Annotated in this window: 23 protein-coding genes, 5 tRNA genes and 2 pseudogenes; 20 read left to right on the forward strand and 10 right to left on the reverse strand. The window is 72.3% G+C overall.

Going from position 1 to position 25507, the window contains the following annotated elements:
• Both IF23_RS0124670 and IF23_RS0124675 read right to left on the reverse strand, forming a co-directional pair.
• A pseudogene (locus IF23_RS0124670) lies at nt 1–96 on the reverse strand (roadblock/LC7 domain-containing protein); the annotation flags it as partial.
• Between the two features lie 9 nt (nt 97–105).
• Nucleotides 106–3858: a sensor histidine kinase gene (locus IF23_RS0124675; RefSeq protein ID WP_030287283.1), complete on the reverse strand. Its 3753-nt coding sequence runs from the start codon at nt 3856–3858 to the stop codon at nt 106–108.
• A gap of 667 nt (nt 3859–4525) precedes the next feature.
• Here IF23_RS0124675 and IF23_RS0124680 point away from each other — a divergent pair.
• From IF23_RS0124680 to IF23_RS0124715, 8 genes are all read left to right on the forward strand, one after another.
• Nucleotides 4526–4711, forward strand: a complete 186-nt coding sequence (locus tag IF23_RS0124680) for a hypothetical protein (RefSeq protein WP_030287285.1) — start codon at nt 4526–4528, stop codon at nt 4709–4711.
• Nucleotides 4712–4792: 81 nt separating this feature from the next.
• Complete coding sequence (locus IF23_RS0124685) at nt 4793–5554, forward strand: fumarylacetoacetate hydrolase family protein (protein ID WP_030287287.1); 762 nt, start codon at nt 4793–4795, stop codon at nt 5552–5554.
• On the forward strand, nt 5547–7025 hold the full coding sequence (gltX, locus tag IF23_RS0124690) for a glutamate--tRNA ligase (RefSeq protein ID WP_030287289.1): 1479 nt from the start codon (nt 5547–5549) through the stop codon (nt 7023–7025). The genes IF23_RS0124685 and gltX overlap by 8 nt, the downstream gene beginning before the upstream one ends.
• A 426-nt stretch (nt 7026–7451) precedes the next feature.
• Nucleotides 7452–7523: transfer RNA gene (locus IF23_RS0124695), tRNA-Gln, on the forward strand.
• A gap of 51 nt (nt 7524–7574) precedes the next feature.
• Nucleotides 7575–7647, forward strand: a tRNA-Glu gene (locus IF23_RS0124700).
• A 63-nt stretch (nt 7648–7710) separates the two neighbouring features.
• Nucleotides 7711–7783, forward strand: a tRNA-Glu gene (locus tag IF23_RS0124705).
• Between the two features lie 16 nt (nt 7784–7799).
• A tRNA-Gln gene (locus tag IF23_RS0124710) sits at nt 7800–7871 on the forward strand.
• A gap of 39 nt (nt 7872–7910) precedes the next feature.
• A tRNA-Glu gene (locus tag IF23_RS0124715) sits at nt 7911–7983 on the forward strand.
• Between the two features lie 92 nt (nt 7984–8075).
• Here IF23_RS0124715 and IF23_RS0124720 read toward each other — a convergent pair.
• On the reverse strand, nt 8076–8717 hold the full coding sequence (locus IF23_RS0124720; protein ID WP_030287291.1) for a MerR family transcriptional regulator: 642 nt from the start codon (nt 8715–8717) through the stop codon (nt 8076–8078).
• A 72-nt stretch (nt 8718–8789) separates the two neighbouring features.
• Here IF23_RS0124720 and IF23_RS0124725 point away from each other — a divergent pair, with 72 nt between their 5' ends.
• Nucleotides 8790–9269 (forward strand): DUF4188 domain-containing protein, encoded by a 480-nt coding sequence (locus IF23_RS0124725; RefSeq protein ID WP_030287293.1) that lies wholly within the window; start codon nt 8790–8792, stop codon nt 9267–9269.
• Nucleotides 9270–9363: 94 nt separating this feature from the next.
• Here the strand turns inward: IF23_RS0124725 and ndgR are convergent, their stop codons facing one another.
• The gene (ndgR, locus tag IF23_RS0124730; RefSeq protein WP_026169203.1) at nt 9364–10080 is read right to left on the reverse strand and encodes an IclR family transcriptional regulator NdgR; all 717 of its coding nucleotides are present in this window, start codon (nt 10078–10080) and stop codon (nt 9364–9366) included.
• A gap of 173 nt (nt 10081–10253) precedes the next feature.
• On the opposite strand from ndgR, the gene leuC reads away from it, so the two are divergent.
• From leuC to IF23_RS33735, 5 genes are all read left to right on the forward strand, one after another.
• A complete protein-coding gene (leuC, locus tag IF23_RS0124735) occupies nt 10254–11684 on the forward strand; it encodes a 3-isopropylmalate dehydratase large subunit (RefSeq protein WP_030287296.1) in 1431 nt (476 codons plus the stop codon).
• Between the two features lie 6 nt (nt 11685–11690).
• Entirely contained in the window at nt 11691–12284 is a 594-nt protein-coding gene (leuD, locus tag IF23_RS0124740) for a 3-isopropylmalate dehydratase small subunit (protein ID WP_030287297.1), read from the forward strand.
• Nucleotides 12285–12419: 135 nt separating this feature from the next.
• The gene (locus tag IF23_RS0124745) at nt 12420–12665 is read left to right on the forward strand and encodes an SCO5555 family protein (protein WP_030287300.1); all 246 of its coding nucleotides are present in this window, start codon (nt 12420–12422) and stop codon (nt 12663–12665) included.
• Nucleotides 12666–12789: 124 nt separating this feature from the next.
• The gene (locus tag IF23_RS0124750; protein ID WP_030287302.1) at nt 12790–13482 is read left to right on the forward strand and encodes an HU family DNA-binding protein; all 693 of its coding nucleotides are present in this window, start codon (nt 12790–12792) and stop codon (nt 13480–13482) included.
• 129 nt (nt 13483–13611) lie between these two features.
• Nucleotides 13612–13815 carry a hypothetical protein gene (locus IF23_RS33735; protein WP_030287304.1) on the forward strand — a complete coding sequence of 68 codons (204 nt, stop codon included), beginning with the start codon at nt 13612–13614 and terminating at the stop codon, nt 13813–13815.
• Between the two features lie 6 nt (nt 13816–13821).
• On the opposite strand, the pseudogene cofC reads toward IF23_RS33735, so the two are convergent.
• Nucleotides 13822–14469 (reverse strand): annotated as a pseudogene (gene cofC / locus IF23_RS33105) (2-phospho-L-lactate guanylyltransferase); the annotation flags it as partial.
• Between the two features lie 140 nt (nt 14470–14609).
• Here cofC and IF23_RS0124765 point away from each other — a divergent pair.
• The 3 genes from IF23_RS0124765 to IF23_RS0124775 all read left to right on the forward strand — a co-directional run bounded on the left by IF23_RS0124765 (nt 14610) and on the right by IF23_RS0124775 (nt 17663).
• The gene (locus tag IF23_RS0124765) at nt 14610–15419 is read left to right on the forward strand and encodes a lysophospholipid acyltransferase family protein (RefSeq protein WP_030287308.1); all 810 of its coding nucleotides are present in this window, start codon (nt 14610–14612) and stop codon (nt 15417–15419) included.
• The gene (locus IF23_RS0124770; protein ID WP_030287310.1) at nt 15416–16417 is read left to right on the forward strand and encodes an NAD(P)H-dependent glycerol-3-phosphate dehydrogenase; all 1002 of its coding nucleotides are present in this window, start codon (nt 15416–15418) and stop codon (nt 16415–16417) included. The genes IF23_RS0124765 and IF23_RS0124770 overlap by 4 nt, the downstream gene beginning before the upstream one ends.
• A 109-nt stretch (nt 16418–16526) precedes the next feature.
• On the forward strand, nt 16527–17663 hold the full coding sequence (locus IF23_RS0124775) for a D-alanine--D-alanine ligase family protein (RefSeq protein ID WP_030287312.1): 1137 nt from the start codon (nt 16527–16529) through the stop codon (nt 17661–17663).
• Nucleotides 17664–17700: 37 nt separating this feature from the next.
• On the opposite strand, the gene IF23_RS0124780 is transcribed toward IF23_RS0124775, so the two are convergent.
• Together IF23_RS0124780 and IF23_RS0124785 are read right to left on the reverse strand one after the other, a co-directional pair.
• Nucleotides 17701–18189, reverse strand: a complete 489-nt coding sequence (locus IF23_RS0124780) for a DUF3515 domain-containing protein (protein WP_030287314.1) — start codon at nt 18187–18189, stop codon at nt 17701–17703.
• Nucleotides 18190–18197: 8 nt separating this feature from the next.
• Nucleotides 18198–18431: an Lrp/AsnC family transcriptional regulator gene (locus IF23_RS0124785; protein ID WP_030287317.1), complete on the reverse strand. Its 234-nt coding sequence runs from the start codon at nt 18429–18431 to the stop codon at nt 18198–18200.
• A 158-nt stretch (nt 18432–18589) separates the two neighbouring features.
• Here IF23_RS0124785 and IF23_RS0124790 point away from each other — a divergent pair, with 158 nt between their 5' ends.
• Nucleotides 18590–19600: a thiamine-phosphate kinase gene (locus IF23_RS0124790; protein WP_030287319.1), complete on the forward strand. Its 1011-nt coding sequence runs from the start codon at nt 18590–18592 to the stop codon at nt 19598–19600.
• A gap of 10 nt (nt 19601–19610) precedes the next feature.
• On the forward strand, nt 19611–20414 hold the full coding sequence (gene thiD, locus IF23_RS0124795) for a bifunctional hydroxymethylpyrimidine kinase/phosphomethylpyrimidine kinase (protein WP_030287321.1): 804 nt from the start codon (nt 19611–19613) through the stop codon (nt 20412–20414).
• Between the two features lie 11 nt (nt 20415–20425).
• Here thiD and metX read toward each other — a convergent pair whose 3' ends face one another.
• From metX to rpmB, 3 genes are all read right to left on the reverse strand, one after another.
• On the reverse strand, nt 20426–21580 hold the full coding sequence (metX, locus tag IF23_RS0124800; RefSeq protein ID WP_030287323.1) for a homoserine O-acetyltransferase MetX: 1155 nt from the start codon (nt 21578–21580) through the stop codon (nt 20426–20428).
• Nucleotides 21577–22950 carry a bifunctional o-acetylhomoserine/o-acetylserine sulfhydrylase gene (locus tag IF23_RS0124805; protein ID WP_078654230.1) on the reverse strand — a complete coding sequence of 458 codons (1374 nt, stop codon included), beginning with the start codon at nt 22948–22950 and terminating at the stop codon, nt 21577–21579. The genes metX and IF23_RS0124805 overlap by 4 nt, the downstream gene beginning before the upstream one ends.
• A gap of 367 nt (nt 22951–23317) precedes the next feature.
• On the reverse strand, nt 23318–23503 hold the full coding sequence (rpmB, locus tag IF23_RS0124810) for a 50S ribosomal protein L28 (RefSeq protein ID WP_030287328.1): 186 nt from the start codon (nt 23501–23503) through the stop codon (nt 23318–23320).
• 230 nt (nt 23504–23733) lie between these two features.
• Between rpmB and IF23_RS0124815 the strand changes: the two genes are divergently transcribed.
• Nucleotides 23734–25437 carry a DAK2 domain-containing protein gene (locus IF23_RS0124815; RefSeq protein WP_245655097.1) on the forward strand — a complete coding sequence of 568 codons (1704 nt, stop codon included), beginning with the start codon at nt 23734–23736 and terminating at the stop codon, nt 25435–25437.
• Nucleotides 25438–25507 lie beyond the last annotated feature (70 nt).

Raw genomic sequence — 25507 nt, forward strand, 5'->3', positions numbered from 1 at the left:
ACCGTCCGCGGAGACCACGACCGTGTGGGACACACCGGGGGTGTTGTCCACGAAGTTGGTGATCAACCAGTTCAGGTTCTGCGCCGCCTGGCTCATCGGACTCAACTAACGCTCCTGCTGGTGAGTGGGGTCCACCACGCCGTGCTGCCCGGTGTCGCCACCGGCCTGCCGACCCTGCTGGATACCCCGGCGAAGACTGGTCAGCCGGCCACGTACGTCGCTGGGCGCGCGCGAGACCTGCGGACCGCTCTGGGCGGGCTGCTGCTGTGCCGTACCGGCGACGAGATTGGCGCGCGGCACCCGGCGGGGCAGCCCCGACGTGGTCACCCCGCCCGCGGCCGGCTGACGGATCTGCTCCGCCTGCCGCCAGGTCTCGTCGTTCGGCGAACTGCCCCAGCCGGTGGTGTCGAAGCCCCCGGCGGGGGTGGCGTCCGGGGCGTCCGCGGGCTGCGGGGCCTGCGGCGCCTGCGGCTGCGGGACCTCGGCGGTGACGGAGGGCTGCGGCTCCACCCCGGCGGCGGCAGCCTCCGGCGTGTGGAACCAGCTGGACTCGATCGTGTCGAAGATCGGCGTCCCGCCGCCTCCGGTACCGGTCGACGGGTCGCCGCCGAGCCAGTCCGCCGACGGGGCGGGCTCCGGCGCGATCTCCGGCGACGGCTGCGCCGGGACCTGGCCGGTGGGGTGCGGCGCCTCGGGGGCGACCCCGAAGAGGCTCGCCGCCTCCGCGCCGCTCTCCTGCGGCGCCGGACGCGAGGCATCGGGCCGTCCGGCGTCCCGCACCGGGAGCCCGGAAGCGGTCTGCCCGAAGTGCTCGGGAGCCGGGGCGCCGGGCGCCGGGAACCCACCGGTGTCACCGGGTGCCTCGGCGGCGGCCCGCGGGGTGCCGGGCGGCGGCCCGTTGAAGTCGGGCCGGGCGAAGGCGGTGGTGTCACCGGGGCCACCGGTCATCCCGGGCGCCACGGGGCGCTCGAAGGTGCCCGTGGTCTCCGGGGGAGCCGGACGCTCGAAGGTGCCGGTCGTCTCGGGCGGCGCGGGCCGCTCGAACGTGCCCGTGGTCTCGGGCGGCGCCGGACGCTCGAAGGCGCCGGTGGTCTCCGGCTCCTCGTGGCCGCGCGGGGTGTCCTGGGGCTCACGGGGCGCCAGCGGCCAGTCGTCGGTGGCGCCGCGGTCGCGGCGCACGCCCCAACTGGTCCCCGGCTGCGGGGAGTCGGCGACCGGAGCGGCCTCGGCGGGGGAGCCGGTCAGCTCCGCGGCCGGACCACGCGTCGGCAGCTGCGGACGCCCGTCGCGGTCCGGCGCGCCGGTCGGCGGCGCCACCGTCGGCGTCGCACCGGAGGTCTCGGTGGGCGCCTCACCGCGCTGGACGTGACGGGTGGGCAGCGCGGGACGGCCGCCGTCGGCCGGGGCGTTCGCCGGGCGGGCGGTGCCGCGGGGCGACGCGTCCGGCGCCGCGGGCGGCTGCGCGGTGGGGCCGCCGGAGGGAACCGGACCGCCGAAGCCGCCCGGACCACCGGGAGCGGTGCGCCCGGCGCCACCGGGACCGCCACGGCCGGGCAGCGCGGGCCGCCCGGCGCCGCCGGGACCCGCACCGACCTGGCCGCGCGGCTGGAGCCCGGCGAGACGGCTGGTGCCACCGGAACCGGAGCCCGGACCGGCACCCGTACCGCCCTCGGAGGCATGGCTCTTCGCGGTGGACGGCGCCGGCTTCTTGCCGCCCTGCGCGACATCGACGGGGAGCATGACCAGCGCGGTCGTGCCACCGGAGTCGGAGGGCCGCAGCTGGATGCGGATGCCGTGGCGCAGCGAGAGGCGGCCGACCACGAACAGACCCATCCGGTGGGAGACCGAGACGTCCACGGTCGGCGGGCTGGCCAGCCGCTCGTTGATGGAGGAGAGGTCCTCGGGGGAGAGGCCGATACCGGTGTCGTGGATCTCGACCAGCACCCGCCCGTCGGGCAGCGCGTGACCGGTCACCTTCACCTTGGTCTGCGGCGAGGAGAACGACGTGGCGTTCTCCAGCAGCTCCGCGAGGAGGTGGACGAGGTCGTTGACGACGCGCCCGGCGACCTCGGTCTGCGGCACGGCGCTCAGCTCGATGCGCTCGTACTGCTCCACCTCGGAGGCGGCGGCGCGAAGCACGTCGACCAGCGGCACCGGACGCGTCCAGCGGCGGCCCGGCTCCTCACCGGCGAGGACGAGGAGGTTCTCACCGTTACGGCGCATACGCGTCGCGAGGTGGTCGAGCTTGAAGAGGGAGGACAGCTGGTCCGGGTCGGCCTCGCGGGACTCCAGCTCGGAGATGAGCGAGAGCTGACGCTGAATCAGACCCTGGGAGCGGCGCGAGAGGTTGGTGAACATCGCGTTGACGTTGCCCCGCAGCAGCGCCTGCTCGGACGCCAGCCGGACCGCCTCGCGGTGCACGTCGTCGAAGGCCGCGGCCACCCGGCCGATCTCGTCCCGGCTGTGCACACCGACCGACTCGACGGAGGTGTCGACGTCCTGCGGGTCGGTGTCGGACAGCTGCTTGACCAGCTCCGGCAGCCGCTCCTGGGCCACCTTCTGCGCGGTGTCCTGGAGGCGCCGCAGCGAGCGGACCATGGACCGCGCCACGACGAACGCGCCGACCAGCGAGACACCGAGGACGAGGAAGATCAGCGCACCGTTGATGATCGCTTCCTGCGTCGCCGCGTTGCGCAGCTCGCGGGACTTCTGCTCCATCTCGGTGAGCAGCGAGGTCTCGATCCGCGACATCTCGTCGATCTTGACGGTGTCGGAGTCGTACCAGTCCAGGTACTTGTAGTCCTGGCTGCGGATGCCGCTGCTGCTGGCGAAGGCGCGGTGCGCGAAGGCGACCGCCGCCTTGATCTCGTCGTTGTTGCCGTCCAGACCGCGGGTGAGGGCGCCGGCGTTGTTGGCGTAGATCTGCGAGAAGCGGTCACGGGCCGCCTTCTCGTCGTCCTCGGCGGTACGGCCGGCCAGCCGGTCGTTGGCGGAGAGCTGGGGGCCGCCCTTGTGGGCGAGACCGGCGCTGACCAGCGCACGCTGCATCGACGCGTACTCCTTGGCGGAGGAGAACGCCGCCAGCGCACGGGTCGCCCGGATCATCTCCGGGTTGCTGGTGGCCTGCGCCATGTCCTGGGAGAGGGAGAGCAGCGAGTCGATCAGCTGGTTGTAGTTGCTGATGGTGCGCGCGGCGTTGCCCTCGTCCTTGTACGCGCTGCTGCGGATCTCGTTGAGGGTGTTGAGCTGACGCCCGATCTCCAGGACGGTCGCCCGCACACCGGTCATCGTGGCGTCGACGCCCTGGATGTCGCCGGTGCCCTGGTTGAACGAGATCCGGGCGCGGTCGGTGGCCTCCCGCGGCGCGACGACGTTGGCGTCGTCCTTGGCGTTGCCCGAACCGGCCAGCGGGCCCGCCGACTTGTCCCGCTCGACCTGGAGCGCACCGGCCAGCTCGGTGGCCTGCCGCGTCATGTCGGTGAGCATCTTCATCTTGTCCAGCTGCTCGATGTTCTCCATCGAGTCCTGGATACGGATGGCGCCCAGCGAGGTCGCGGCGACGACGGGCAGCGCGAGCAGGGAGATCAGGCGGGTGCTGATGCGCCAGTTGCGCAACGCGACCCGGGAGCCGGGACCGCCCGGACCCGACTGCTCCTTGGCCGGTCCCCGGTCGGCGTCGCCGCCGCCCCGGTCGCTGCGATCGGACGGAGCCGGGGTGTTCGCCGGACCGCCCCCCTGGGCACGCTGGGGAGAGGAGGCGCGGTCGGTCCCGCCGCGCGGCTCCGGCTCCGCCGCAGCTTCCCGGCCCTGGCGGGCCTGGGAAGGCTCCGTGCCATCCCTCTTGAAACGTCCCTGCACTAGCGTCGCAACCTCTGGACCAGGCGTCCCCCCGCGCGAGCGGCGGGACGGTGTCGAGTCGTGGGGGACCGCAAGTCCCCCGTGCGGTCGTGAATTGACCGGCGGGCTTCCCCCTCTGGCCGAGAGAGCAACTCCACCGCGCTGCGCCACATCGCGCTCTGCGCGCCGGTTGATACATGCGGCGGTCCGTGGAATTCCAGCACAGTGCCGGATCTCCAACAAGAGCGGAACCGCACGGTGCGACATGGGTGACACACGGTGCGGACCGTGTCACGACACGTAGAGGGATCGATGGTCGATAACGGACTTTTAATGCCGAATCGGCTCGGCTCGCCCGCTGTCCCAGGTGCGGTGATCGGCGGCGAAATAAAGCCTTCTGATGATCGATGTCCCGTTCATCCCCCGATGTTGATCATGGGAATTGCGGCATTTGTCACGGACTCAGTGAGGAAACTCACAGGTGGCCCGGCGACTTTCCCCCCGCATCGCAGGGAATGGCCCGCTTAGTCTGATGCTTTACACAGGCAGTCGGCGCGACAAGGACCCCCTGCGCGACCTCCCCGTTTCCCGCCTCCGCGAGCCCCGCGGACGTGACGGGCCGGTCCGCACCGCCCTCCGGGCCGGCCGTCCCTTCCGATGCATCCCGATCTACGCGAGGCGTGAAGCAGTGAAGACCACGATGATGTTCCGCAACATAGCCAACCCGCGGCGCACCACGCTGGCGCACCTCAAGGACGCCGACGAGCTGACCGCCACCCCGGCCCCGGAGCACTCCGTCGAGCTGCCCACGCAGACCGCCAACCCCCGCCGTACCGTCCTGATGGACGCCCCCGGCCAGGACACCGCGGCGTAATGCCGTAGCGGGTGAGCCGCGCCCCCGCGTTAGCCTGGAGTGTCCACTCCGGCCAGTGATCAATGAGGGGCAGCGGCACCCGTGCGCATCGCCAGATTCTCCATCGACGGCAACGTCGGCTTCGGCGTCCTAGAGGGCGACGAGATCGACGTCATCAAGGGCCACCCCTTCGCGGAGTTCGAGCGCTCCGGCCAGAAGGTCCCCCTGGACAAGGTCCGTCTGCTGCCGCCGGTGCTGCCCAACAAGGTCGTCGCGGTGGGCCGCAACTACGCCGCCCACGCCGCCGAGCTGGGCCACGACGTCCCCGACGCCCCGTTCACCTTCTTCAAGCCCTCCACCTCGGTGGTCGGCCCCGGTGACCCCGTCGCGTATCCCTCCTTCTCCGAGGAGGTGCACCACGAAGCGGAGCTGGCCGTCGTCATCGGCCGGATGTGCCGCGAGGTGCCCCGCGAACGCGTCAAGGACGTCATCCTCGGCTACACCTGCGCCAACGACGTCACCGCGCGTGACGTCCAACGCCGCGAGAAGCAGTGGGCGCGCGCCAAGGGCTTCGACACCTCCTGCCCGCTCGGCCCCTGGGTCGAGACCGAGCTGGACCCCTCCGATCTGACCATCCAGTGCACCGTCAACGGCGAACAGCGTCAGCTGGGCCGGACGAGCGAGATGGTCCGCTCCGTCGAGGACCTGATCGTCCACATCACCGAGGCGATGACGCTGCTCCCCGGCGACGTCGTCCTCACGGGCACCCCGGCCGGGGTCGGCCCGCTCACCGTCGGCGACGAGGTCGCCGTCACCATCGAAGGCATCGGCACTCTCACCAACAAGGTGATCAAGCGTGGCTAACGCGACCCCCGTCCGCGTCCGTTTCTGTCCCTCCCCGACCGGCAACCCCCATGTGGGACTGGTCCGCACCGCCCTGTTCAACTGGGCGTTCGCGCGCCACCACCAGGGCACGCTGGTCTTCCGCATCGAGGACACCGACGCGGCCCGCGACTCCGAGGAGTCCTACAACCAGCTGCTGGACTCCATGAAGTGGCTGGGCTTCGACTGGGACGAGGGCCCCGAGGTCGGCGGCCCGCACGCGCCCTACCGCCAGTCGCAGCGCATGGACCTCTACAAGGAGGTCGCCGACAAGCTGCTCGCCGGCGGCTACGCCTACCCCTGCTACTGCACCACCGAGGAGCTGGACGCCCGCCGCGAGGCCGCCCGCAAGGCCGGTCGTCCCTCCGGCTACGACGGCACCTGCCGCTCGCTGAGCGAGGAGCAGAAGGCCGCCTACGAGGCCGAGGGCCGCGCGTCGATCATCCGCTTCCGGATGCCCGACGAGCCCATCACCTTCACCGACCTCGTCCGCGGCGAGCTGACCTTCACCCCGGACAACGTCCCGGACTACGGCATCGTCCGGGCCAACGGCGCGCCGCTCTACACGCTCGTCAACCCCGTCGACGACGCGCTGATGGACATCACCCACGTCCTGCGCGGCGAGGACCTGCTCTCCTCCACCCCCCGCCAGATCGCCCTCTACAAGGCGCTCATCGAGCTGGGCTACGCCAAGTACATCCCGGCCTTCGGCCACCTGCCGTACGTCATGGGCGAGGGCAACAAGAAGCTCTCCAAGCGTGACCCGCAGGCGTCCCTCAATCTCTACCGCGAGCGCGGCTTCCTCCCCGAGGGGCTGCTCAACTACCTCGCGCTGCTCGGCTGGTCGTTCTCGGCCGACCGGGACCTCTTCTCCGTCGCCGAGCTGGTCGAGAAGTTCGACATCGCGGACGTCAACGCCAACCCGGCCCGCTTCGACCTCAAGAAGGCCGAGGCGATCAACGCCGACCACATCCGGCAGCTGGACCTCGCGTCCTTCATCGCCGCCTGTGAGCCCTGGCTGACGGCCCCGCACGCCACCTGGGCGCCCGAGGACTTCGACCAGGCCGCGTGGGAGGCCATCGCCCCGCACGCCCAGACCCGCCTGACGGTCCTCTCGGACATCACCGCCAACGTCGACTTCCTGTTCCGCAAGGAGCCGGTCGAGGACGAGGCGTCCTGGACGAAGGCGATGAAGGGCGAGCCGGTGGCGCTGCTCACCACCGCCCGCGCCAAGCTGCTGGACGCCGACTGGTCGAGCGCCGAGTCGCTGAAGAACGCCGTTCTCGCCGCCGGTGAGGAGCACGGTCTCAAGCTCGGCAAGGCCCAGGCCCCGGTCCGCGTCGCGGTCACCGGCCGCACCGTCGGCCTGCCGCTCTTCGAGTCCCTGGAGATCCTGGGCAAGGACCGCACGGTGGCCCGCATCGACGCGGCCCTGGCGAAGCTCGCCGCCTGATCCCGTACGCGCCCGGAAGGGCCCGGAGGCCGACCCGGCTTCCGGGCCCTTCGGCGTATCCGGAGGACCCCGGCGGACAGGCGGCCCGGGAAGGCGCCCAGCGGGGCGGTGCAGGCCGCGGACGGCCCGATTCCGCCTTGGGTCCCGCCCGAGCCGCCCGAGGGGTCTTGACAGGGCGGAGGAGCGGCTCCGGTCCGCCCGGAGCCGCCGTGGCCGTCCCGTACGGCCGGGCCGCCGACCGCCGCGACCACCGCCGCGGGGCGTCGGAGCGGGCCGGAGGGCGTCTCCCGCCCTGCTCCGCGGCCTATCGGTTTTGGAGCCCCGTCCACCTTCGGGTAATGTTCTTTCTGCGCCGCCCGGGAGGGCCGAGAGGCCCGGCCGGAAAGCGCAAGCCGAACAAAATCCCCTCCGGGGGTTGCGTTTTGGTGGGCTATGGTGTAATTGGCAGCACGACTGATTCTGGTTCAGTTAGTCTAGGTTCGAGTCCTGGTAGCCCAGCAAGAGATCTTTCTCTTCGAGAATTCCATGGTCTCTTGAGTGCAGTATCAGGCCCCCGTTGTGTAGCGGCCTAGCACGCCGCCCTCTCAAGGCGGTAGCGCCGGTTCGAATCCGGTCGGGGGTACAGATCCTTTCTTTCCGTCACCTTCGGGTCGCTCCCGGATGTGCCGATGTGAGGATCGCTAGGGCCCCCGTTGTGTAGCGGCCTAGCACGCCGCCCTCTCAAGGCGGTAGCGCCGGTTCGAATCCGGTCGGGGGTACTGGTCTCAACCACCATGGGCTATGGTGTAATTGGCAGCACGAGTGATTCTGGTTCATTTAGTCTAGGTTCGAGTCCTGGTAGCCCAGCGCAGAGAAATCGCCCAGCGATTCAGCTGCAAAAAGCAAGCCCCCGTTGTGTAGCGGCCTAGCACGCCGCCCTCTCAAGGCGGTAGCGCCGGTTCGAATCCGGTCGGGGGTACGCAAATAACAAAGGCCCCTGCTTCGGCAGGGGCCTTTGTCGTATGGAATTCCGGAACGGATTCCGTGCGCACCCGCCGCACGGAATCCCTCTCACACGCCGTAGCGGCGGGCCGATTCCTCCTCCTGGGCCACCCGGCGCAGCGCGAGCAGTACCGGCTCCCGGAGGATCGCGGCGGATACGGCGGTCTCCGCCCGCTCCGCGTCGTCCGGCAGCTTCTCCAGGGCGTCGAAGTCATGACCGGCCACGGACGCCATCTGCCGTGCGTACGGCAGGAGTTCCGCCACGGTGACCGGGTAGCCCAGCTCCAGCAGGCGGGCCAGGGGTGCCACCAGGGAGCGGTAGGCGGGGGAGAGGGCGCCGTTGGTGCGGGCGAAGTCCCAGCCCAGCTCCGTCAGCAGTTCCTCCACCAGCTTTCCGGCCGCCTGTGTCGCCGGGGCGTCGGGATCCGCCTCCGGGCCGCGGGGGAGCGCCCACAGGGCGGCGCCCAGCCGGTTGGTGCGGCCCAGGCTCTCGTCGTCGACCGCCGCCAGCACCTCGCGGACCGTCGCCACCGGCACCTTGCCGACCTGGATCAGCGCACGGATCAGACGGAGCCGCCGCAGGTGGGAGGCGTCGTACTCGGAGCGTGTCGCGGTGATCCGGCGGCCCTGCGGCAGGAGTTGTTCGCGCAGGTAGTACTTGATCGTGGCGGTGGATACCCCGCTGTGCTCGCTGAGTTCGGAGAGTCGCATCCCTTGTGGTCCTTCCTGGGCAGTGGCACTATCCAATCATTGGACAGTGGCGCTATCCAACTAGGGGAGAGCATGGGCGGCGACATTCATCCGGGCCGGTTCACGGCCGACGCCGACGGGGACGTGGTGATCTTTCTCATCGGTCTGCGGATCCACCACTTCTGGGCGGTCCACCGCTGGCTGCCGGTGTTCCTCGCGATGCCGAGGATGCTGAAGGAGCTGGGCCGCGACCCCGCGGCCGGACTGCTCCACCACCGGCTGGTGGCCGGGTCGTTCCGGGCGTTCGAGGTAGTGCAGTACTGGGACTCCAAGGAGAAACTGCTGGCGTACGCGGTGGCGCCGGACCGGGCGCACCGTCCGGCGTGGGCGGAGTTCAACCGCCGGGCGCGCAAGGGCGAGGGGCACGTCGGCATCTGGCACGAGACCTATGTGGTGCCGGCCGGGAGCTACGAGACGATCTACGGGGACATGCCGGTGCACGGTCTGGGCGCGGCGTACGGCGTGCGGTCGCTCCGCGACGGGGTGCAGGCCCCCGAGCGGCTGGGCGTCTGACCGGCCCCGTCGTGGACGACAGGCGGGCCGTGGCCCGGGGCGCCCCGTAGGGGGCGGTTCCCCGGGCCACGGCCCGTAAGGGATGGGAGAACTCTCAGCCGGTGCGGCGCAGGCCCTCGGAGAGGCGGGCGGCGGCGTCGATGACGGCCTGGGCGTGCATCCGGCCCGGGTGGCGGGTCAGCCGCTCGATCGGGCCGGAGACGGAGACGGCGGCGACCACGCGGTTCGAGGGGCCGCGGACCGGCGCCGAGACGGAGGCCACACCCGGCTCCCGCTCGCCGATCGACTGGGCCCAGCCGCGGCGGCGGACGCCGGAGAGCGCGGTGGCGGTGAAGCGGGCGCCCTGCAGACCGCGGTGGAGCCGCTCGGGCTCCTCCCAGGCCATGAGGATCTGCGCCGCGGAACCGGCCTTCATCGGGAGCGTGGAGCCGACCGGGACGGTGTCCCGCAGTCCGGACAGCCGTTCCGCCGCCGCCACACAGATCCGCATGTCGCCCTGGCGACGGTAGAGCTGGGCGCTCTCGCCCGTCACGTCGCGCAGATGTGTGAGCACCGGTCCGGCCGTCGCCAGCAGGCGGTCCTCACCGGCCGCGGCGGCCAGTTCGGAGAGCCGGGGGCCGAGGATGAACCGGCCCTGCATGTCCCTCGCCACCATCCGGTGGTGTTCCAGGGCCACGGCCAGTCGATGGGCCGTGGGCCGTGCGAGCCCGGTCGCCGCGACCAGCCCGGCGAGGGTGGCCGGACCGGACTCCAGAGCGCTCAATACGAGAGCCGCCTTGTCGAGAACGCCGACGCCGCTAGAGTTGTCCATGCAACGATACTTGCGTCTCACAGTGTGAAACGCAAGTTCAATTTTCCGTGGAAGTCGTCACTCTGTAGCCACGGCCCTCGACCAGGGCCCGGTGCGGGGCCCGGCACGGGGATGCGGGGACCGTGCGCACAGTACGAGTTGGGCCGGCGAAGCGGCCGGCCGGAGGGAAAGCGATGGGACGGACACTCGCGGAGAAGGTCTGGGACGACCATGTCGTCCGGCGCGCGGAAGGCGAGCCCGACCTCCTCTTCATCGATCTCCACCTGCTGCACGAGGTCACCAGCCCGCAGGCGTTCGACGGCCTCCGCAAGGCCGGACGGCAGGTGCGCCGTACGGACCTGACCATCGCCACCGAGGACCACAACACCCCCACCCTCGACATCGACAAGCCGATCGCCGACCCGGTCTCGCGCGCCCAGCTGGAGACGCTGCGCAAGAACTGCGCGGAGTTCGGCGTGCGGCTGCACCCGCTGGGCGATGTCGAGCAGGGCGTTGTCCACGTGGTGGGACCGCAGTTGGGACTGACCCAGCCCGGCACCACCGTGGTCTGCGGTGACAGTCACACCTCCACGCACGGTGCGTTCGGCGCGCTGGCGTTCGGCATCGGCACCAGCCAGGTCGAGCACGTCCTCGCCACCCAGACGCTGCCGCTGGCCCCCTTCAAGACCATGGCGATCACCGTCGAGGGCGAGCTGCCCGAGGGTGTCACCGCCAAGGACCTGATCCTGGCGATCATCGCCCGGATCGGCACCGGCGGCGGTCAGGGCTACGTCCTGGAGTACCGCGGCTCCGCCGTCGAGAAGCTGTCGATGGAAGCCCGGATGACCGTCTGCAACATGTCGATCGAGGCGGGCGCCCGGGCCGGGATGATCGCCCCGGACGAGACCACCTTCGCCTACCTGCGCGGACGGGCCCACGCCCCCGAGGGCGCCGACTGGGACGACGCCGTCGCCTACTGGCGCACGCTGCGCACCGACGACGACGCGGTCTTCGACGCGGAGGTCGTCATCGACGCCGCCGAGCTGGCGCCGTTCGTCACCTGGGGCACCAACCCGGGCCAGGGTGCGCCGCTCTCCGCGCAGGTCCCCGACCCCGCTTCGTACGAGGACGCCTCGGAGCGGTTCGCCGCCGAAAAGGCCCTGGAATACATGGGGTTGACGGCTGGTCAGCCGCTGCGCGAGATCGGTGTGGACACCGTCTTCGTAGGTTCCTGCACCAACGGCCGGATCGAGGACCTGCGCTCCGCCGCCTCCGTGCTGGAGGGGCGTTCGGTCGCCGACGGCGTGCGGATGCTGGTCGTCCCCGGCTCGGTGCGGGTCGCCCTCCAGGCGGTGGACGAGGGGCTGGACAAGGTCTTCACCGCGGCGGGGGCCGAATGGCGGCACGCCGGTTGCTCGATGTGCCTGGGCATGAACCCCGACCAGCTGGCTCCGGGGGAGCGCTCCGCGTCCACCTCCAACCGCAACTTCGAGGGGCGGCAGGGCAAGGGCGGCCGTACCCACCTGGTCTCGCCGCAGGTCGCCGCCGCCACCGCGGTGCTCGGCCATCTGGCCTCGCCCGCCGACCTGTCCGACGTCGCCGTCTCCACGCCCGCGGGGGTCTGAGGAACCATGGAAGCTTTCACCACCCACACCGGCCGGTCCGTACCGCTGCGCCGCAGCAACGTCGACACCGACCAGATCATCCCGGCCCACTGGCTGAAGAAGGTCACCCGCGACGGTTTCGAGGACGGGCTCTTCGAGGCGTGGCGCAAGGACCCGCAGTTCGTCCTCAACCAGGAGGCGTACCGGGGCGCCACGGTGCTCGTCGCGGGCCCCGACTTCGGCACCGGCTCCTCCCGTGAGCACGCCGTCTGGGCGCTCCAGAACTACGGCTTCAAGGCCGTCATCTCCTCGCGGTTCGCGGACATCTTCCGCGGCAACTCCCTCAAGAACGGGTTGCTGACGGTGGTCCTGCCGCAGGAGACCGTGGAGCGGCTCCAGGAGCTGGCCGAGGCGGACCCCGCCGTCGAGGTGACCGTCGACCTGGTCGCGCGCAAGGTGCTCGCCCCGGGCGTGGAGGCCGACTTCGCGCTGGACGAGAATGCGCGATGGCGGCTGCTGGAGGGGCTGGACGACATCAGCCTCACCCTCCGGGAGGAGTCGGCCATCGCCGGGTACGAGGCGAACAGGCCCTCGTTCAAGCCGCGGACCGTGGTGGCCTGACCTCGGGCTTTTGGCTCAAAGACATATTGCGTACGATGCGCCCCCTGTGCAGTTGGCAGGGGGCGCATCGGCGTGTTGAGGCGCCTGTTGAGGCCCCGTGAAGCGACAACTCGCCGCAGATGGCACAATTAGCGCATGGAACGCGACGACCAACTCCAGCTCTACGGTTTCGTCGCCGACCAGCTCAAGGACGCACACGCAAGGGTGCGGACACTGCAAGTCCCGGAGGGCGTACGGATGGCGCTGACCCGGAAGCTGCTCGTCATCACGGCCGCGGCACAACACGATCTTGCGAACGCGGCAAGGCGTCTGGAGTGGTTCATGGCCGACCTCGACGAAGGTCGTTATCCCGAAGACGTGCACACCGACGGAAGTGCGTGAGGTCGAGTGCGTTGCGGCACAAGGGTGATTAGCCCGTTTCGTGTTTGATTTGCGGTATATATCTGCCTAACGTGCGAAAAAGCTTGGAATCTATCGTTCCAGCAATGTCTCCGAAGGGGAAGACGTGAACAAGGCGCAGCTCGTAGAAGCCATTGCCGACAAGCTCGGCGGCCGTCAGAACGCCGCGGACGCGGTGGACGCCGTACTGGACGCAATCGTCCGTGCAGTTGTCGCCGGCGACCGCGTTTCGGTCACCGGATTCGGTTCGTTCGAGAAGGTCGACCGCCCGGCCCGCTACGCGCGGAACCCGCAGACCGGCGAGCGCGTGCGGGTCAAGAAGACCTCGGTGCCGCGTTTCCGCGCGGGCCAGGGATTCAAGGACCTGGTGAGCGGTTCCAAGAAGCTCCCCAAGAACGACGTGGCCGTCAAGAAGGCCCCCAAGGGCAGCCTCTCGGGCGGCGCTTCCACGCGTACGACCGTGAAGAAGGCGGCCGCGAAGAAGGCCACCACCGCCAAGAAGGCCACGGCGAAGAAGACCACCGCTGCGGCGAAGAAGACCACGGCCGCCGCGAAGAAGACCACCGCCAAGAAGGCGACGCCGGCGAAGAAGACCACGGCCGCCGCCAAGAAGACCACGGCGGCGAAGAAGACCACCGCGAAGAAGGCCGCCCCGGCGAAGAAGACCGCCACCGCCGCCAAGAAGACCACGGCGAAGAAGACGGCGCCCGCGAAGAAGACCACCGCGAAGAAGGCTCCCGCGAAGAAGACCACGGCACGCAAGACCGCCGCGAAGAAGACCACCGCCCGCAAGCGGTAACGACCAGGGGAACAATTCCCTCAGCGGTGACGCTTCGCGCCGGGCCGGTCTCCCTCCGGGGAGCCCGGCCCGCGGTGCGTGGCGAGGGCGCATTCACCCGGGCCGACCGGCTCCTTTAGGCTCTGCACCATGCAGGCCACCGCGTACACCTACGACTCGGACACCCGCTCCGGCAGCGTGCTGCTGGACGACGGCACCCCCGTGCCCTTCGACACCGCCGCCTTCGACGCGGGGGGCCTGCGCCTGCTGCGCCCCGGCCAGCGGGTGCGGATCGAGACCACCGGCGAGGGCGACGCCCGCCGGATCACGCTCCTCACGCTCCAGACCCTCTGAGCCGCCCGCGGCACCCGCCGCCGCGGCCACCCGCGCCGTGTGCGCGCCCACCCCGAGCGCCAACGCCTGCCGCAGATCCGCGCCGGTGTCCACGTCCCGGCGCACCGAATCCGCCCGTACGGCTATCTCCCGCGCCCCCGACGCACGGTGCCGCTCCCGCGAACGGCCGCCGAATGCCGGTGCCAATTCCGTACCGGAACACGCGGTGAGAAGAGTTGTTCCGATATCCGCCGCGTCGGCGAGAAAAGCCCGCGGAAATTGTGCCGCGCTTTGCAGTACGGCGTGCAGTTCGGCGGCGCGCAGGGCGGGCAGATCGGCGTTGAGCGCCGCGACCGACGCGCCCGGGCGACGCGCCCGGACGGACGCCGCGCCGTGGGCCAGCGCCGCGTTGAGACCGCGCCCCGGGGTATCGGGCACAATCCGCGCGCCGAGCGCCGAAAGTGGCCCGGCGGCTGCCGGATCGTCCGTGACAACCGCCACATCGACGACATCGTCGCAGGCCAGTGCCGCGCCGACGGTGTCCAGGGCGAAAGCGAGCGCCAGTCGCGGACGGAACTCCTCACCGACCGCCGGGGAAAGCCTGCTCTTGGCCCGCACCAGCGGCTTCAGCGGCACGACCAGGCTCCAGCCCACATCCACTCCGTCTCCTCGCATAGGATTCGATTTTCCCTGCTGCCGCAGCTCGCCGGGGACCGCGGGGTTACGGTGTTCTCGACATAGCGGGTACCTGGGGCGACACTTGTGCGGCTGCCGGCTCGCAGCAGCTCAGCAGGTCCCACAAGGAGGGTGTCCACGTGTCCCGCCGCAGAATCGGCTTCTGGTACCGCCTGGCCGCGGTCATCTGCAAACCGCCGCTCTTGGTTCTGTTCAAGCGGGACTGGCGAGGAATGGAGAACATTCCGGCCGACGGCGGATTTATCACCGCTGTCAACCACAACTCGTATCTCGATCCGCTGTCGTACGCGCACTATCAGTACAACACCGGGCGGGTTCCCCGATTCCTCGCCAAGTCCGGGCTCTTTCGCAGCGGCTTTGTCGGCGTGATGATGCGCGGCACCGGTCAGATCCCCGTGTACCGGGAAACCACCGACGCCGCCAACGCCTTCCGCGCCGCCGTCACCGCCATCGAGAAGGGCGAATGCGTCGCCTTCTATCCCGAGGCGACGCTCACCCGCGACCCCGAGATGTGGCCGATGCAGGGCAAGACCGGCGCCGCCCGCGTCGCCCTGCTCACCAAGGCGCCGGTCATCCCCGTCGCGCAGTGGGGCGCCAACGAGGCGATGCCGCCGTACGCCAAGGAGAAGAAGCTCCGCCTGCTGCCGCGCAAGACGCTGCGGGTGCAGGCGGGCCCGCCGGTCGACCTCAGCGCGTACCACGGCAAGGAGCCCACCGCCGAGGTGCTCCGCGAGGTCACCGAGACGATCATGGCGGCGATCACCGCGCAACTGGCGGACGTTCGGGGCGAGACCCCGCCCGCCGAACCGTTCGACCCGCGGCGGGCACTCGCCCGTGAGCGGCGCGCGGCCCGCGAGGCGGCCCGGGCGGCGGCCGCCACCGAGTCGGCACACAGCACCCGGCAGGCACAGGAGGATGAAGGCAAGTGACGCGCTGCGCCGTCTACGGCACGGGGTCCTGGGGCACCGCATTCGCGATGATTCTCGGTGACGCGGGCTGCGAGGTGACCCTCTGGGGACGCCGCGCCGCCGTCGCCGAGGCGATCAACAAGGACCGGACCAACCCCGACTATCTGCCGGGGGTCGAACTGCCCGCGTCCGTGCGGGCCACCACCGACCCCGCCGAGGCAGCCGCGGGCGCCGACTTCACCGTCCTCGCCGTGCCCTCGCAGACGCTGCGCGACAACCTCGCCGACTGGGCGCCGCTGCTCCCCGCCGACACCGTCCTCGTCTCCCTGATGAAGGGCGTCGAACTGGGCACCGCCAAGCGGATGAGCGAGGTGATCGAGGAGGTCGCCAAGGTCCCCGCCGAGCGCGTCGCGGTCCTCACCGGCCCCAACCTCGCCAAGGAGATCGCCGCCCGGCAGCCCGCCGCCGCGGTCGTCGCCTGCGCCGACGAGTCCGTCGCCCGCCGTCTCCAGACCGCCTGCCACACCCCGTACTTCCGCCCGTACACCAACACCGACGTCGTCGGCTGCGAGCTGGGCGGGGCCGTCAAGAACGTCATCGCGCTCGCCGTCGGCATCGCGGGCGGGATGGGCCTGGGCGACAACGCCAAGGCGTCGCTGATCACCCGCGGGCTGGCCGAGACCACCCGGCTGGGCCTGGCGATGGGCGCCGACGCGCACACCTTCGCGGGGCTGGCCGGGATGGGCGACCTCGTCGCCACCTGCTCCTCGCCGCTCTCGCGGAACAACACCTTCGGCACCAACCTCGGCCGCGGGATGAGCCTCGCCGAGACCATCGCGGTGACCAAGCAGACCGCCGAGGGCGTCAAGTCCTGTGAATCCGTACGGGATCTGGCCCGCCGCCACGGCGTCGACATGCCGATCACCGAGACGGTCTTCGACATCGTCCACGAGGGCAAGCAGCCGATGGTCGCCCTCAAGGAACTGATGTCCCGCAGCGCCAAGTCCGAACGGCACTGACCGCCCGCGCGCGGCGCCCGGCCCGCCCCGTGCGGGGCGCGGACACGGCGCCGCGCACGGCCGCCGCCACGCCGAGTCCGTCTCCACCAGCAGGTACCCTCAAGCCGATATGAGCAGCCAGACTCCTCCCCACAAGCCCCGTGTCGCCGTCGTGTTCGGCGGCCGCAGCTCCGAGCACGCCATCTCCGTGGTCACCGCGGGAGCCGTCCTGCGCGCCATCGACCGCGAGAAGTACGACGTGCTGCCGATCGGCATCACCGCCGACGGCCGCTGGGCCCTGACCGCCGACGACCCGGAGCGGATGGCCATCGCCGACCGCAAGCTGCCGAGCGTCGCCGAACTGGCCGGATCCGACGAGGGCGCCGTCGTCCTGCCCGTCGACCCGACCAACCGCGAACTGGTCTACAGCGAGCCGGGCTCCGTCCCCAAGGCGCTGGGCGAGGTCGACGTCGTCTTCCCCGTGCTGCACGGCCCCTACGGTGAGGACGGCACCCTCCAGGGTCTGCTGGAGCTGTCCGGCGTCCCCTACGTCGGCTGCGGCGTCCTCGCCTCCGCCGTCGGCCAGGACAAGGACTACATGAAGCGGGTGTTCACCTCCTTCGGGCTGCCCGTCGGCCCGTACGAGGTCATCCGGCCGCGGGAGTGGGAGCGCAGCCCCGAGGGCGCCCGTAAGAAGATCGTGGACTTCGCCGCCGAGCACGGCTGGCCGCTGTTCGTGAAGCCCGCCCGCGCCGGTTCGTCCATGGGCATCACCAAGGTCGACGACGCCGACGGGCTGGACGCGGCGATCGAGGAGGCGCGGCGCCACGACCCCAAGGTCATCGTCGAGTCGCTGCTGCGCGGCCGGGAGATCGAGTGCGGCGTCCTGGAGTTCGAGGACGGCCCGCGCGCCAGCGTCCCGGCGGAGATCCCGCCGGTCACCGCCCACGACTTCTACGACTTCGAGGCGAAGTACATCGACTCGGCGGCGGGCCTGGTGCCCGCGCCGCTCACCGCCGAGGAGACCGTCCGCGTCCAGGAACTGGCCGTCGCGGCGTTCGAGGCGGTGTCCTGCGAGGGCCTGGTCCGCGCGGACTTCTTCCTCCAGGAGAACGGCGAGTTCGTGATCAACGAGATCAACACGCTCCCCGGCTTCACGCCCATCTCGATGTACCCGCGGATGTGGCAGGAGAGCGGCGTGAGCTACCCGGAGCTGATCGACCGGCTCCTGCAGTCGGCGCTGAACCGCTCGACCGGGCTGCGCTGACCCGTCCGGTGCCGGGCCCGCCCGCCGCGGGTCCGGCTCAGACGCCCTCGGGCACGGTCTTCTTCACCGCGGCGGCGAGATCGGTGAGCGCATTGACCTCGGGGGCGTACTTCCCGGGCACCGTCACCTCCACATAGGTCTTGCGCAGCACCGTCGTGAAGCGGTAGCCGCCGTCGTGCTTCTCCAGGAACCACGAGACGCCGTTGACGCCCACCGCGTCGGCGGCGGGGTTGTAATGTTCACTCCCGGACGTCAACACGCCCGGCTTGGGCACGCCGCAGCGCAGCTGCACGGCGGGGTCGCCCCAGGCGGCCGTGTAATCCGACGCGGGCTCGGTGCTCCTGCGCGCCAGCCCGTCGACGGTGTCCGGCAGCTCCTTGTGGAGGGCCCGGCAGTGCCGGGCCGCCGCGCCCTCGGGTGCGGGCGGTGTGACCTCGTCCGCGGAGGAACAGCCCGCCGCGCAGCACAGCACGGCGAGCGACGGCAGGACCGTAAACCAGCGACGAGAGATCACCCGGCCGAGCATACGGGGAGCTAGATATGGACGACCGGACAGGTCAGGGTGCGGGTGATCCCCTCGACCCGCTGCACATTGGCGACGACCAGGCGGCCCAGCTCGTCGACGGTGTCCGCCTGCGCGCGCACCACGACGTCGTACGGGCCGGTCACGTCCTCGGCCGTCAGCACGCCGGGGAGCTGCGCGATCACCTCCGCCACCGCCGAGGCCCGGCCGACCTCGGTCTGGATCAGGATGTACGCCTGTACCACGGGACCTCCAGGGCGGCTTCGAGGATCATGGGGGAAGAAGGGACGCCACGGTACCGCGTCACCGAGCGGAGCGGGGAGATCCGCGCGGTGACGCCGTCCGGTGCGGCGCCCAGGCCAGCGGAGTACGGACCGGCCGTACGCAGGAGAAGGGCGACAGCATGAAGGGCACCGTGGGCGAGCTGGGGGAATTCGGGTTGATCCGGGAGCTGACCTCCCGCATCACCCCCACCCCGGCGGTACGGATCGGTCCGGGCGACGACGCCGCGGTGGTCACCGCGCCCGACCGGAGGGTCGTCGCCAGCACCGACGTCCTCCTGGAGGGCCGGCACTTCCGCCGCGACTGGTCCACCGCGTACGACGTCGGACGGAAGGCCGCGGCCCAGAACCTCGCCGACATCGCCGCCATGGGCGCCGTGCCCACCGCGATCCTCCTCGGCCTCGTGGTGCCCGCGGAACTCCCCGCCACCTGGCCGACCGAGCTGATGGACGGATTGCGCGATGAGTGCCAGGTGGCCGGTGCCGCGGTGGTCGGCGGGGATGTCGTCCGCGGCGACACCATCACCGTCGCCATCACCGCCCTCGGCGATCTGCGCAACGCCGAGCCGGTGACCCGCGGCGGCGCGCAGCCCGGCGACGTCGTCGCGGTGACCGGCTGGTTGGGCTGGTCGGCCGCCGGGCACGCCGTGCTGACCCGCGGGTTCCGCTCGCCGCGCGCCTTCGTCGAGGCGCACCGCCGCCCCGAACCGCCGTACCACGCGGGCCCGGCGGCGGCCGGACTGGGCGCCACCGCGATGACGGACGTCTCCGACGGCCTCGTCGCCGACCTCGGGCACATCGCGGAGGCCAGCAACGTCCGTATCGACCTCGCCTCCACCAAGATCGACATCCCGACGCAGATGTCCGACATCGGCACCGCCGTCGGCGTCGACCCCATGCAGTGGGTGCTCAACGGCGGTGAGGACCACGCGATCGTCGCGACGTTCCCGCCCGAGGTGAAGCTGCCCGCCCGCTGGAAGGTCATCGGCGAGGTCCTGCACCCCTCCGCGCTGCCGCAGGTGACGGTGGACGGGGCGCCTTGGGCGCGCGCCGGATGGGACCACTTCGGGGACAACGGCGACGCCGAATCCCCGCCCCGGGGCGGCTCCGTGGCGCCCGGCGGCGGCCGGTAGATTCGGCGCCGTGCAGACCCCACCACGCGTCCTGACCGTCGCCGGCTCCGACTCCGGCGGCGGCGCGGGCATCCAGGCGGACCTCAAGACGATGCTGGCGCTCGGTACCCACGGCATGAGCGTGCTCACCGCCGTCACCGCGCAGAACTCCCGCGGCGTCCAGGGCGCCTGGGAGCTGCCCGCCGAGGCGGTACGGGCGCAGTTCCGCAGCGTCGTCGACGACATCGGCGTCCAGGCGGTGAAGACCGGGATGCTCTCCTCGCCGGAGCTGGTGGAGAGTGTCGCGGCGCTCCTCGCGGAGCTGACCGTGCCCGTCGTCGTCGACCCCGTGGGCGTCTCCAAGCACGGGGACGCGCTGCTCGCCGCGACCGCCCTCGACGCGGTCCGCACCAAGCTGCTGCCGACCGCCACCGTCGCCACCCCCAACCTCGACGAGGTGGCGCAGCTGACCGGCGTCCGCGCCACGGACGAGAGGGGGATGCGCCGCGCCGCCGACGCCGTCCTCGCCTTCGGCCCGCGCTGGGCGCTCATCAAGGGCGGCCATCTGCCCGCCGCCGCCGACGCCGTCGATCTGCTCACCGACGGCACCGAGGAGCACTGGCTGCGCGCCCCGCGCCACGACAACCGGCACACCCACGGCACCGGTTGTACCCTTGCCTCCGCCGTCGCCGCCCGCCTCGCCCACGGCGACACCGTCCCGCGGGCCGTCACCGCCGCGAAGGAGTACGTCACGGGCGCCCTCGCGGCGGGCTTCCGGCTGGGCGGCGGCATCGGGCCGGTGGACCACGGCTGGCGGTGGCGCGGGGGAGCGTGAGGGGCGCCCCGTCACCCCCGCTCCAGCACCTCCCGCACCAGAGTCCCCACCTGTTCCGTCTCGGTGAGGAAGCCGTCGTGCCCGGCGGGTGAGTCGAGGACGCGGGGCCGGTCGGCGCCCGGGAGCAGCGCGGCCAACTCCGCCTGCTGGGCGGGCGGGTAGAGCCGGTCGGAGCTGACGCCCGCCACCACCGCGGGCATCCGGGCCCGCGCCAGCGCCGCCGCCGCGCCGCCCCGTCCGCGCCCCACGTCGTGCGCGTTCATCGCCTCGACGAGCGTGACGTAGCTGCCCGCGTCGAACCGGCGCACCAACTTGCCCGCGTGGTGGTCGAGGTACGACTCCACCGCGTACCGCCCGCCGCGCCACGGGTCCTCGCCGGGCTGCGCCCGCCGCCCGAACCGGTCCGCCAGCTCCGGCTCGCTGCGGTAGGTGAGATGGGCGATCCGCCGGGCGATGCCCAGTCCGCGGTGCGGCCCCGCACCGTCCGGGGCGTCGTGGTACCGCCCCGCGCGCCAGCCCGGATCGGCCCGCACCGCCGCCGTCTGCACCGCGCCCCACGCGATCTGCTCCGCCGACGCCGCCGCCCCGCACGCCAGCACCAGCAGCGCCCCGGTCCGCTCCGGCAGCCCCGCCGCCCACTCCAGGGCCCGCATCCCGCCCATCGAGCCGCCGATCACCGCCGCCCACCGCGCGATGCCCAGCGCATCGGCCAGCCGCGCCTCGGCCGCCACCTGGTCCCGCGGCGTGATCAGCGGGAAGTCCGGCCCCCACCGCCCCGTGCCGCCGGGACGGGGCGACGCCGGACCCGTACTGCCCTGGCAGCCGCCCAGCACATTGGGTGCCACCACGTACCACCGCCGGGTGTCCAGCGGCGCCCCCGGCCCGACCAGCGCGTCCCACCAGCCCGCCGTGGGATGCCCGGGCCCCGCCGGGCCCGCCGCATGGCTGTCGCCGGTCAGCGCGTGCAGCACCAGCACCGCGTTCGAGGCGTCCGGGGCGAGCGTGCCCCATGTCTCGTACGCGAGCCGCACGCCGGGCAGCGCGCCGCCGGACTCCAGCGGCAGCGCGCCGGGCGGTGCCACCCACCGGCGGCGGCCCGGCGGATCGCCCTCCCGCCAGGCTCCGGAGGCCGGCGGGAGGGCGGGGCCCGACGTTCCGGTGCTCAGGACGCCGCCTTCGCGGCCCGGAACCCCGCCTCCAGATCGGCCCGCAGATCCTCCAGACCCTCCAGCCCCACGGAGAGCCGCACCAGGCCAGGACCCGCGCCGGTCGCCGCCAACTCCGCCGCGCCGAGCTGACTGTGGGTGGTGGACGCCGGGTGGATGATCAGGCTCCGTACGTCACCGATGTTGGCGAGGTGGCTGAAGAGCTGCACCGCGTCGACGAACTTCCGGCCCGCCTCGACGCCGTCGCGCAGCTCGAACGAGAGCACCGCGCCCGCCCCGTGCGGCAGGTACGTCCGCCCCGCCCCGTACCAGCGGTTGGAGGGCAGCCCCGGGTAGTGCACCGCCGCCACCTCGTCGCGCCGCTCCAGCCACTCGGCGAGCGCCTGCGCGTTCGCGGTGTGCCGCTCCAGGCGGAGGCTGAGCGTCTCGATGCCCTGGAGCAGCAGGAACGCGGAGTGCGGCGCGATGGCCGGGCCGATGTCGCGCAGCAGCTGCACCCGCAGCTTCACGGCGAACGCGCCCGGGCCGAGGTCCGGCCAGTAGCGCAGCCCGTGGTAGCTCGGGTCGGGGGTGTGGAAGGCGGCGAACCGCTCGGCGTGCGCCCCGAAGTCGAAGGTGCCCGCGTCGACCACCACCCCGCCCAGCGTGGTGCCGTGCCCGCCGAGGAACTTCGTCGCCGAGTGCACCACCACGTCCGCACCGTGCTCGATCGGCCGCAGCAGGTACGGCGTGGGCACCGTGTTGTCCACGACCAGCGGCACGCCCGCCCCGTGCGCCGCGTCCGCGACCGCCCGGATGTCGAGGACGTTGCCCCGCGGATTGCCCAGCGTCTCCGCGAAGAACGCCTTCGTCGTGGGGCGCACGGCCGCCCGCCAGGCGCCGATGTCGTCCGGATCGTCGACGAACGACACCTCCACACCCAGCCGCGGCAGGGTGTGCCGGAACAGGTTGTACGTCCCGCCGTACAGCGAGGACGAGGCCACGATGTGGTCCCCGGCGCCCGCCAGCGTCAGCAGCGCCAGCGTCTCGGCGGCCTGCCCGGAGGCGAGCGCGACGGCCGCGACACCACCCTCCAGCGCGGCGACCCGCTGCTCCAGGGCGTCCTGGGTGGGGTTGTGGATACGGGTGTAGATGTTGCCGGGCTCGGCGAGCGAGAAGAGGTCCGCGGCGTGCCGGGTGTCCCGGAAGGCGAAGGACGTCGTCTGGTAGATCGGCACCGCCCGCGCCCCGGTGGTGGGGTCGGGGGCCGCACCCGCGTGGATCTGCCGGGTCTCGAAGGACCACGCGGCGGACGGGTCCGCCGCCCCGGCGGGGTCGTCGGCGGGGCGGGCTGCGGTGACGGGGGCAGCGGGGTCGACGGGGTGGCTCATGAACGGTCCTCGCACAGTGGGTGACGGACGGACCCGGCAGGGGAGTGCCGCGTCCGGGACCCGGACACTAGGGGCGGCGAGGAACGCCCCGGAAGCGGTACCGGCACCCGGCCACGGAACCGCAACGACGGCGCAACGAGCGGCGTCCGCCCGTAACACACGGCAACACGGGGCCCATACGCGGCAACAGTGCGCGCCGTGCGCGGAACGGGTCGCGGCCCACCGTCCGCGGCACCCGGCCCGCACCGTGCGTCAGCTCCACACGGCGCCGCCCCGGCCCCGTGCGACCACGACGAAAAGCCGGCCCACCTTTCGGTGGACCGGCTTCGCGTCAAGCAACCGGCTTGGCTGCGCTACGGCTAAGACGTCAGCGCGAGACCTTGCCGGCCTTGATGCACGAGGTGCAGACGTTGAGCCGCTTCGGCGTACGCTCGACCACTGCACGGACCGTCTGGATGTTGGGGTTCCAACGACGGTTGGTACGGCGGTGCGAGTGCGAGACACTCTTGCCGAAGCCCGGCCCCTTGCCGCAGACGTCGCAGTTGGCAGCCACGGGTCACTCCAAAGACTTCAGATGCACTTACGGTGAATCCTGACGGGCCGAGTGCATTGACCGACCGGCGTCGCCAGGAGAGAAAGGCCCGATTCGCACCGGGCAACCGGAGCAGCATACAACGGCCGCGTCCGTAGAACGAAACTACCATGCGTCCTCCGGGCCCCGCCCCGGCCTCCCGGTGTGACCGCGGCTACTGTGCGGTCATCCCGCGCATCCAGGAGGACGCTGTGCCGCACCCGCTCGACGCCGCCGCGATCCGCACCTGGTGCGGGCTGGCGCTGGAGGCGCTGGGCCGGGAACGCGCCCGGATCGACGCGATCAACGTCTATCCCGTGGCCGACGGCGACACCGGCACCAACCTCTACCTCACCCTCGAATCCGCCGCCCGCGCGGTCGAGGCGGCCTTCGACGGCCACGCCTCCGCGGGCACCGCACCCTGCCTCGCGGACGCCGCCGGGGCGATGGCGCACGGCGCCCTCATAGGGGCGCGCGGCAACTCCGGCACCATCCTCGCCCAGCTGCTGCGCGGGATGACCGAGATCCTGGCCGCCCCGCAGGCCCCCGCCACCGGCCCGGACGCCACCGGCGAGCTGCCCGGCGGCTGCCCGCCCGCCACCCTCGGACGGGCGCTGCACCGCGCCGCGGCCGCCGCCCGGGAGGCCGTCGCGCACCCCGTGGAGGGCACCGTGCTGACGGTCGCCGCCTGCGCCGCCGACGCCGCGCAGAGCGCCGCGGCCACCGCACCGCACACCGCGGCCGTGGCGCGCGCCGCCCACGACGGCGCCCGCGCCGCGCTCCGCGCCACCCCGGAACAGCTCGCCGCCCTGGGCCGCGCCGGGGTCGTGGACGCCGGGGGCTGCGGCCTGGTCGCCCTGCTGGGGGCGCTCGCCGACGCGCTGTCCGGCGAGGTCACCGCCGTCCCCGTCGTGGTACGGGCCGACGCCCCGCTCCCGGAGGCGGCGGGCCCCGAGGCCGTCACCGGGGCCACGCCGGAGAGCTGCCCGCCCGGGGCGGCGACCGGCCCGGCGTTCGAGGTGATCTACCTCCTGGAGGCCACCGACACCGCCGTGGCGCGGCTGCGCACCCGGCTCGACGGGCTCGGCGACTCCCTCGTCGTGGTCGGCGGCGACGGCCTCTGGCACGTCCATGTCCACGTCGACGACGCGGGCGCCGCCGTCGAGGCGGGCATCGAGGCGGGCCGCCCGTACCGGATCCGCATCACCCACTTCGACGGTGCCGCGCACACCGGGCGGCCGGTGCCGGAACCGGCCGCCCGGGGCGTCGTCGCCGTCGTCCCCGGGGAGGGCCTCGCCGCGCTCTGCGAGGAGGCGGGCGCGACCACGGTCCGTGTGCGCCCCGGGGAGCCGCCCGCCTCCGGGGAACTGGTCCAGGCGATCCGGCAGGCCCACGCCCACGAGGTGCTGCTGCTGCCGAACGACCCCGAGCTGCACCACACCGCCGCCGCGGCGGCCGAGGCGGCGCGTACCGAGGGCGTCCGGGTCGCGCTCATCCCCACCCGCGCCGCCGTCCAGGGCCTCGCGGCGCTCGCCGTGCACGAGCCCGACCGCAGCTTCGACGAGGACGCCGTCGCCATGACCTCGGCCGCCGGGGCCACCCGCTACGCCGAACTCGCCGTCGCCGAACGGCAGGCGTGGACGATGGCGGGCATCTGCCAGCAGGGCGACGTCCTCGGGCTGATCGACGGCGACGTCGTGGTCATCGGCGGCGACCTGACGGAGACCGCCCTCACCGTCCTCGACCGGATGCTCTCGGCCGGTGGCGAACTCGTCACCCTGGTCCGCGGCGCCTGCGCCCCCGACGGCCTCGCCGACCGGCTGGAGGCCCATGTCCGCGAACGCTTCCTCGCCGTCGACACCGTCGTGTACGAGGGCGGCCGCCATGCGGCGCCGCTCCTGATCGGCGTCGAGTAGCGGGAGCCACGGGGCGCCGCGCACGGGGCCCCGCGCCCCGTCCGCCACGGGCCCCGCGCCCCGCGGGAGG

Source organism: Streptomyces catenulae (assembly GCF_000718015.1).
Classification (GTDB): domain Bacteria; phylum Actinomycetota; class Actinomycetes; order Streptomycetales; family Streptomycetaceae; genus Streptomyces; species Streptomyces catenulae.